Below are 7,033 nucleotides of genomic sequence, written 5' to 3'. Positions count from 1 at the left end.
AGTGACCAGCTCTTCGCTGTTCCCCTCGCGGCGACTCAGAAAACAATACACGCCCGCCAACCCCACCGCAAGTCACCCACCCAACCGCCTAAAAACCCCCAAAACCCGCGGAAAAACAGGACATAAGGGCACCCAAGCCAGGTCACGCCGTCGTACTTCTGCTTTGTGTCCCCCCACACACCCGTGTCGACCGGCTCAGGGGTTTCGACAACTCAACCAACGAGCCGTGGCTTAAACGCAAAAAGGGCCGGCAACCACGGAGGTTGCCGGCCCTTCCCAGGCAGCTGGAATCAGCAGTGCGGGATTACCAGGAAGACTTGGTGATGCCCGGAAGTTCGCCCTTGTGCGCCATGTCGCGGAAACGGACACGGGAGATGCCGAACTTCTGTATGGTGCCGCGGGGGCGGCCGTCGATGGCGTCGCGGTTGCGCAGACGGATCGGGGACGCGTTGCGGGGCAGCTTCTGCAGGCCCAGGCGGGCTGCTTCGCGTGCTTCGTCGGTTGCGTTCTCGTCAACCAGGGTCTTCTTCAGCTCGAGGCGCTTTGCAGCGTAACGCTCAACGATGACCTTGCGCTGCTCGTTGCGAGCAATCTTGGACTTCTTAGCCATTGTTTAGCGCTCCTCTCGGAATTCGACGTGCTGGCGGATCTTGGGGTCGTACTTCTTCAGGACCAGGCGGTCCGGGTCGTTACGACGGTTCTTGCGGGTCACGTAGGTGTAGCCCGTGCCGGCGGTCGACTTCAGCTTGATGATCGGACGTACGTCCTTGTCCTTTGCCATTAGAGCTTCACCCCACGAGCCAGGATCTCGGCGACGACTGCATCGATGCCGCGCACGTCAATGGTCTTGATGCCACGTGCAGAGACCTGCAGCGTGACGTTACGGCGCAGGGACGGAACCCAGTAGCGCTTCTTCTGGATGTTCGGATCGAACCGGCGCTTGTTGCGGCGGTGCGAGTGCGAAATGCTGTGCCCAAAGCCCGGCTCGGCCCCGGTCACTTGGCAGTGTGCTGCCATGACTTCTCCTCAAGGATTGAATGAAATGATCCGCAAATCTGCTGCAGGACCATGCTGCTAAGGGCGGCCCGGAAGGGCTAACGGTTAGTCACGCAACTTGAGCCCCTAACTACCGGCCTCCCGGATTTACCGGGCAACCGGAGCAATTGCGCACGCTCCGCGCACTTAGCGCCTACCAAGTCTACGAGTCCGCGCAATTAAAGACCAATTCACGCCTTTTAGGTGTATAAGCAGCGGACGACGGCGGTGCCGGCCACCCTGCCTAGAGCCGCGTCAGCTGGGGGTACTTGGGCGACAGGTTGTCACCGGAAGATTTGCCCGTGACCCTGCGGACCACCCAGGGGGCAGCGTACTCACGGAACCACAGGGCGTTGGCGCGCAAAGCCTCCGCGCCGCGGAGTTCCGGAACCGGTGTCATGGGCGGGATGTCGATGGAGTGGTCGTATTTGAGGACCTCTAGGACGCGCTTTGCCATGTTGGCGTGCCCGGCGGCGGACATGTGCATCCGGTCCTTCGCCCACATACCCCAGTCGTAGTACTCACTGAAGCGCCAGTAGTCCACCAGCAGGGCGCCGTGGTCGCCGGCGATGCCGCGGACCAGCTCGTTGTAGATCGCGGTACGGCCGCGCATGCTGCCGAACACCTTTGAGCCGCGCGCGTCGAACCCGGTGAACATCACCACGGTGGCGCCGGTGGCACTCAACGTGCGGATGCCGTCGTCGTACTCGGCCAAAAGGTCGTCAATGTCGATCTTGGGGCGCAGGATGTCGTTGGCTCCCGCGTAGATGCTCACCAGGGTGGGCCTAAGTTCGACGGCGGCGTTCACCTGCTCTGCCAGGATCTGCCTTAGCTTCCTGCCGCGGATGGCGAGGTTGGCGTATCCGAACCCCGGATCCGCGGCGCCGAGCTGCTCAGCCACCCGGTCCGCCCAACCCCGGACGCCGTTAGGGCGGATGGGATCGTCATCCCCTACGCCTTCGGTAAACGAGTCGCCAAGGGCCACGAAGCGGGTGGTAAATTCCATATCGGTTAGTGTGCCACCGGTTGCTGGAAGCAACCAATCGCGGGTGCTGCTAGCTTTCGCGCAGGATCCAGTGATCGGCGTCGAGGCGGCCCACCACTTTCTCTCCGATCCGTGCCAGGTCCAGGACGTCCTGCTCGGTGAGGGCATCCAGGAAGAGGTTGCGGACATCCTCAACGTGGTTGGGCGCGAGGCCAACGATGGTTGCCATGCCTTCCTCGGTGAGGTGGGCAATGGTGACGCGGGCGTCATGCGGATGCGGTCGGCGCTCCACCCAGCCGCGCTTCTGCAGTTTGGTGACCACGTGCGACAGCCGGGACAGGGATGCGCTGCTGCGGGCGGCCAGCTCGCTCATCGGCAGGAACCGGTCGTCCGCCTCGGACAGCATGGCCAGAACCGTGTAGTCGAAGAGGGACAGCTTGCCTGCGGCGTGAAGCTTGGTGTCCAGGGCAGCGGGCAGCAGGGTGTTGATGCTCACCAGGGCCAGCCAGGCGCGTCGTTCATCGGCGTTGAGCCACCGCGGTTCGGTCATCCCCCTATTCTACGATTGATCCTTCAACTGACCGCCGCAGCCCCCGGTAGGCTGGGACGCATGTATGTTGTCTCCCTGACTTACCGGGTTCCGCAGGACATCGTCGACTTCCATAATGACGCCCACATCAGCTGGCTGCAGAAGGCATTCGACGACGGCGTCTTCGTTGCCGCCGGCCGCAAGGTTCCCCGCACCGGCGGGATGCTGCTGTCCCGGGTGGACCGCGCCACTCTGGACGCCAGTTTGGCCCAGGACCCTTTTTACACAAACGGTGTGGCGGACTTTGACGTGGTGGAGTTTCACGCCGGCCGCGTGGCGCCGGGCTTCGAGAACCTGCTGGACGGCTAGGCGTTCTCCGCTGCCTCCGGCTCTGCCACCAGTTTTTTCAGCCCGCCCTTCTTTGGCACCTTGACCGGTTCGGGCCAGCGCGGGGCAAGCTGGTCCCCCAGGGTGACACCCCGCAGTTTGCGTCCGAAAAGCGGCAGGACCCATTCGTGAATCCAACGCCGCTGCCGGCGTTCCCATTCGCGCAGGGTGAGCCGGCTGGGCGGTTCCCAGTCCTTGGGCCTGATCTTGTGCGGCACCCCGAGCTGGTCCAGTACCTGGCCGGCCAGGTACTTGTGGCCGGCCTTGGACATGTGCAGCCGGTCCGAGTCCCACATCCGCCGGTCATGGAAAGCGTCGAGGCACCAGTAGTCCACCAGCACGGCACCGTATTTTTCGGCGATGTCCCGGACGCGCTGGTTGTAGAAGGTGTTGCGCCTCTTCAGGGGCTCGAGCAGCGCTGAAACCTTAACGTCGAAGCCGGTGAAGAGGACCAGCGTGGCCCCGGTTTCGGCGAGCCGGGCCACGAGTTGTTCGTACTCGTCCATGAGGGCGGCCATGTCCGTCTTCAGATCCAGAATGTCGTTGCCGCCGGCGTAAAGCGTGACCAGCGTGGGCCGCATCCGCAGGGCGGGTTCGAGCTGCTCGTCGATGATTTGCCGGAGCCGTTTGCTGCGGATGGCCAGGTTTGCGTACTTCCATCCCGGGTGTGCCTTGGCCAGTTTTTCCGCCACCCGGTCCGCCCAGCCCCGCACCCCGTTGGGCAGCCGCTCGTCCCGGTCCCCCACCCCCTCGGTGAACGAGTCACCGAGTGCAACAAACACCCGCCGCCCGGAATTGGGAAGCAAAGGTTCGGGAGCCACAGCGCCAACCTAGCCAGCCAAAGAAAAGCAAGCACGACGCCGGGATGAACAGTAGGTGCGAGAGCGTCGGGGTAGAGCACGTCAAAAGCGAGAGAGCGTCTGCGTTTGAAGCCCCAATAGTGAGAGAGCGTCGCAGAAAAAGCCACAGAACCTGAGAGAGCCCGCGGCCGAACGAAGCGGAAGGAGGAAGGGCGGACCCGAGGGCCCCGAACTGAGCTTGCGAAGTTTGGGAAGGGTCCAACCGCTAAGCGACGGCGAAATAACGTTACCGGCGTAGCCAGCAACGGCCGGGGCACTAGCCCTCGGCTTTGCCCTGCCGCCAGTACCCCATGAACGCAACCTGCTTCCGGTCGATTCCGACGTCACGGACCAGGTATCGGCGCATCTCCTTGATGACGGCGGCTTCACCGGCCATCCAGGCGTAGAACGGCATGGCACCGGCGGGCATGTCCGGGTTCTTGGTGGCGATGATCTCGGCTGTTTCCATCCGGGACGGCGTTTCCCACAGGATGTCCTCATCCACGTTGACGTCTTCGGGCTCCGGCCCGGCGCCGTCGGCCTCTTTGAACCCGACCCAGCCGGGCACGGGCACGGCCTTGCGGACAGCCTGCTGGAGCAGTTCACCGTGCGGCCGGGACCGGCCGATTTGGGCGCCGCGCGCCAGCCAGGTGATGTCCACGTTGGCGGACGAGCTGAGTTCCAGGAAGTCGCCGGCTTCGGGGACTTCCAGGAAAGCGTGGCCGGTCATGTACTCCGGCAGGCTTTCGAGGATGGCGGAGATGGCCGGGATGGCGGTCTCGTCGCCGGCGAGCAGGATACGCTGCGCCAGGCCCGGCCGCCATTCGATGCCGGAGTAGATTTCGGCGGTGACGCAGTGCGCGGCCCGATTGTTGGGGCCGATGATGGTGATGGCGTCCCCCGGCTTGGCGTTCAGTGCCCAGTTGGCAGCGGGGCCGCCGTTGCCGTGGTCGTCGAAGTGCATGACGAAGTCGACGTCAATCTCGGGGTACACCGCGTCCAGCCGGGCCCGCCGCACCGTGTAGGTCCGCATGGAACCGCGCACGGCCGGGTCCATTGCCAGCCATTCCCGGTACCAACCGGACGAGCTCATTTCGAAGACGGGCAGCGGGATCTGCGTGCCGTCCGCGGCGAGGGACGGGATCATGAGCTTGATCCGGAGGTCCAGGGTGTCGCCGTGGACGCCGAAGTCGCGCAGGGAGTAGCCGCCGAACGTGATCCTGCGGAAGTTGGGGCTGAGTTTCTGGACCGAGGAAACAGTGACCTCGAAGGCCAGGGTCATCGGCTCGGTGTTGATAGGCGCAGGGTTCATGGCCTCGGTGGCGGCAGCAGCGCGGGTCTTCATGAAACAAGCTCCAGTTCGGTAGGGACGTGGTGGCGGCCGATGGGAATGATCAGGGGTGTTCCGGACACGGGGTCCGGGATGACGCGGGCTTCAAGGTTGAAGACGTTCCGGACCAGGCTTTCGGTGACCACCTCGCGCGGATCGCCGACGGCCACCACCGCGCCGCCCTTCATGGCGATGACATTGTCCGCGTAGCGGCCGGCGAGGTTGAGGTCGTGCAGCACGATTGCCACCGTGGTGCCGCGCCGGCGGTTCAGGTCCGTCACAAGGTCCAGGACCTCCACCTGGTGCGCGAGGTCCAGGTAGGTGGTGGGTTCATCCAGCAGCAGGACGTCGGTTTCCTGGGCGAGGGCCATGGCAATCCACACCCGCTGCCGCTGCCCGCCGGACAGTTCGTCCACGTCGCGCCCGGCGAGGGCCAGCGTTTCGGTGGCTTCCAGCGCACGCTGCACGGCGGCGTCGTCCTTTTCGCTCCAGCTTCGGAAGAAGCCCTGGTGGGGGTAGCGCCCGCGGCCAACCAGGTCGCGGACGGTAATGCCGTCCGGGGCGGTGGGGTGCTGCGGCAGGAGCCCGAGGGTGCGGGCCAGTTCACGCGCAGGGCGGGAGTGGATGTCCTTGCCGTCAAGCGTGACCGTGCCCGCTGCAGGTTTGAGGAGCCGGGACAAGCCGCGGAGCAGGGTGGACTTGCCGCAGGCGTTGGCGCCCACGATCATGGTCACCTTGCCCTCGGGGATCTCGGCGCTGAGCCCTTCCACCACGCAGCGCTGGTCGTATTTCAGCGTCAGGTTTTTGGCCTGGAGAACAGCCACGTCAGGCATCCTTTCGGTTGGCCGTGACCAGGAGCCACAGCAGGAAGGGGGCGCCGAGCGCGCCGGTGATGACGCCCACCGGCAGGACGGTGCCGTCCAGCAGTTCGGGGGCGACGTTGGCGGCGAAGTAGTCGGCTGCGAGGACGATCAGGGCACCGACCAGGGCCGACGCCGGCAGGCTGGCTTTGCCGGTATAGCGGCGGGCAATGGGCCCGGCAAGGAAGGCGACAAAGGAAACCGGGCCTGCTGCCGCCGTCGCCACTGCGGCAAGGGTAACCGCGATGATCACCAGGGCGAGCCGGGACGCGTTGACCTTGACGCCCAGGCCTGCTGCGGCGTCGTCACCCAGCTCCAGCATCCGGAGCGGCCCGGCGATGCCAGCCACCGCCGGAAGCAGGACCAGCAGGGCGAGGAAAAGGACGCCGGCGCGGTCCCAGTTGGCGGAGTTGAGGGAGCCGTTGAGCCAGACGAGGGCGTCGGCGGCGGTGCGGATGTCCGCACGGGTCATCAGGAAGTTGACCACCGCGTGGAGGGCCGCGGCGATCCCGACGCCGGCCAGGACCAGCCGGTTTCCGGCGGCGTTACCGCGGCTGGTTCCCCCGAGTGCGCCCCCGGCGGAGATGGCGTAAATGAGGGCGGCGACGGCCAGTGCCCCCACCAGCGCCGCACCGGAAACCACGGCGCCGGATGCCCCGAAGACGATGATGGCGGTGACGGCGGCAGCGCTGGCGCCGTAGCTGATGCCGATCACATCCGGGCTGGCCAGCGGGTTCCGCAGCATGGTTTGGAACAGCGCGCCGGCCAATCCGAACGCGAGCCCGATCATGGTCCCGATGACCGCCCGCGGCAGCTTGTTTTCCATCACGATGAAGCTGGCACCCGGGATCTTCTGGCCACCGGTCAGGTGGTTGTAAACAATTGTGAAGAAGTCGGGGATGGTCACCGTGTAGCTGCCCAGCAGGACGGACACGGAAAAGAGGAGAAGGACGGCGGCCGCCAGCACGGCGGTCCGGCTCAGGCCCAGCCGTTCCCGGCGTTGCCCTATCACTTTTAGTCCTTTAGGGGCGGTTTTGGCAGCCATACCTGATAGCGCAACGGGAGTTT

10 protein-coding genes are annotated in these 7,033 nt (G+C 65.2%); 1 reads left to right on the top strand and 9 read right to left on the bottom strand.

Annotated features, from left to right (window positions below):
• Nucleotides 1-304: 304 nt before the first annotated feature.
• The 5 genes from rpsN to FDW83_RS08705 all read right to left on the bottom strand — a co-directional run bounded on the left by rpsN (nucleotide 305) and on the right by FDW83_RS08705 (nucleotide 2,570).
• Nucleotides 305-610: a 30S ribosomal protein S14 gene (gene rpsN / locus FDW83_RS08725; protein ID WP_138137496.1), complete on the bottom strand. Its 306-nt coding sequence runs from the start codon at nucleotides 608-610 to the stop codon at nucleotides 305-307.
• Between the two features lie 3 nt (nucleotides 611-613).
• Complete coding sequence (gene rpmG, locus FDW83_RS08720) at nucleotides 614-781, bottom strand: 50S ribosomal protein L33 (RefSeq protein WP_003798558.1); 168 nt, start codon at nucleotides 779-781, stop codon at nucleotides 614-616.
• Complete coding sequence (gene rpmB / locus FDW83_RS08715) at nucleotides 781-1,017, bottom strand: 50S ribosomal protein L28 (RefSeq protein ID WP_009358852.1); 237 nt, start codon at nucleotides 1,015-1,017, stop codon at nucleotides 781-783. Before rpmB ends, rpmG begins: the two co-directional genes overlap by 1 nt.
• Nucleotides 1,018-1,279: 262 nt before the next feature.
• Nucleotides 1,280-2,041 carry an SGNH/GDSL hydrolase family protein gene (locus FDW83_RS08710; RefSeq protein ID WP_138137494.1) on the bottom strand — a complete coding sequence of 254 codons (762 nt, stop codon included), beginning with the start codon at nucleotides 2,039-2,041 and terminating at the stop codon, nucleotides 1,280-1,282.
• Between the two features lie 49 nt (nucleotides 2,042-2,090).
• Nucleotides 2,091-2,570: a MarR family winged helix-turn-helix transcriptional regulator gene (locus tag FDW83_RS08705; protein WP_138137492.1), complete on the bottom strand. Its 480-nt coding sequence runs from the start codon at nucleotides 2,568-2,570 to the stop codon at nucleotides 2,091-2,093.
• A gap of 60 nt (nucleotides 2,571-2,630) precedes the next feature.
• Here FDW83_RS08705 and FDW83_RS08700 point away from each other — a divergent pair, with 60 nt between their 5' ends.
• Nucleotides 2,631-2,918: a YciI family protein gene (locus FDW83_RS08700; RefSeq protein WP_138137490.1), complete on the top strand. Its 288-nt coding sequence runs from the start codon at nucleotides 2,631-2,633 to the stop codon at nucleotides 2,916-2,918.
• Here FDW83_RS08700 and FDW83_RS08695 read toward each other — a convergent pair.
• From FDW83_RS08695 to FDW83_RS08680, 4 genes are all read right to left on the bottom strand, one after another.
• Nucleotides 2,915-3,757, bottom strand: a complete 843-nt coding sequence (locus FDW83_RS08695) for an SGNH/GDSL hydrolase family protein (protein WP_138137488.1) — start codon at nucleotides 3,755-3,757, stop codon at nucleotides 2,915-2,917. The two genes, FDW83_RS08700 and FDW83_RS08695, sit on opposite strands and share 4 nt — an antisense overlap.
• A 295-nt stretch (nucleotides 3,758-4,052) precedes the next feature.
• Nucleotides 4,053-5,120, bottom strand: coding sequence for a siderophore-interacting protein (locus FDW83_RS08690; protein ID WP_171027495.1), 1,068 nt, complete (start codon nucleotides 5,118-5,120; stop codon nucleotides 4,053-4,055).
• Nucleotides 5,117-5,929: an ABC transporter ATP-binding protein gene (locus tag FDW83_RS08685; RefSeq protein ID WP_171027494.1), complete on the bottom strand. Its 813-nt coding sequence runs from the start codon at nucleotides 5,927-5,929 to the stop codon at nucleotides 5,117-5,119. The genes FDW83_RS08690 and FDW83_RS08685 overlap by 4 nt, the downstream gene beginning before the upstream one ends.
• A gap of 1 nt (nucleotide 5,930) precedes the next feature.
• The gene (locus FDW83_RS08680; protein WP_240720908.1) at nucleotides 5,931-7,010 is read right to left on the bottom strand and encodes an iron chelate uptake ABC transporter family permease subunit; all 1,080 of its coding nucleotides are present in this window, start codon (nucleotides 7,008-7,010) and stop codon (nucleotides 5,931-5,933) included.
• Nucleotides 7,011-7,033: the final 23 nt, after the last annotated feature.

It is taken from the genome of Pseudarthrobacter sp. NamE2 (assembly GCF_005796205.1).
GTDB lineage: Bacteria > Actinomycetota > Actinomycetes > Actinomycetales > Micrococcaceae > Arthrobacter.
This window is presented reverse-complemented; position numbering and strand designations above follow the sequence as displayed.

Excerpts from the sequence above, each read along its gene's own strand:
- rpmB (WP_009358852.1), bottom strand. The coding sequence starts at position 1,017 with ATGGCAGCACACTGCCAAGTGACCGGGGCCGAGCCGGGCTTTGGGCAC.
- FDW83_RS08690 (WP_171027495.1), bottom strand. The coding sequence starts at position 5,120 with ATGAAGACCCGCGCTGCTGCCGCCACCGAGGCCATGAACCCTGCGCCT.
- rpsN (WP_138137496.1), bottom strand. The coding sequence starts at position 610 with ATGGCTAAGAAGTCCAAGATTGCTCGCAACGAGCAGCGCAAGGTCATC.
- FDW83_RS08700 (WP_138137490.1), top strand. The coding sequence starts at position 2,631 with ATGTATGTTGTCTCCCTGACTTACCGGGTTCCGCAGGACATCGTCGAC.
- FDW83_RS08705 (WP_138137492.1), bottom strand. The coding sequence starts at position 2,570 with ATGACCGAACCGCGGTGGCTCAACGCCGATGAACGACGCGCCTGGCTG.
- FDW83_RS08710 (WP_138137494.1), bottom strand. The coding sequence starts at position 2,041 with ATGGAATTTACCACCCGCTTCGTGGCCCTTGGCGACTCGTTTACCGAA.
- FDW83_RS08680 (WP_240720908.1), bottom strand. The coding sequence starts at position 7,010 with ATGGCTGCCAAAACCGCCCCTAAAGGACTAAAAGTGATAGGGCAACGC.
- rpmG (WP_003798558.1), bottom strand. The coding sequence starts at position 781 with ATGGCAAAGGACAAGGACGTACGTCCGATCATCAAGCTGAAGTCGACC.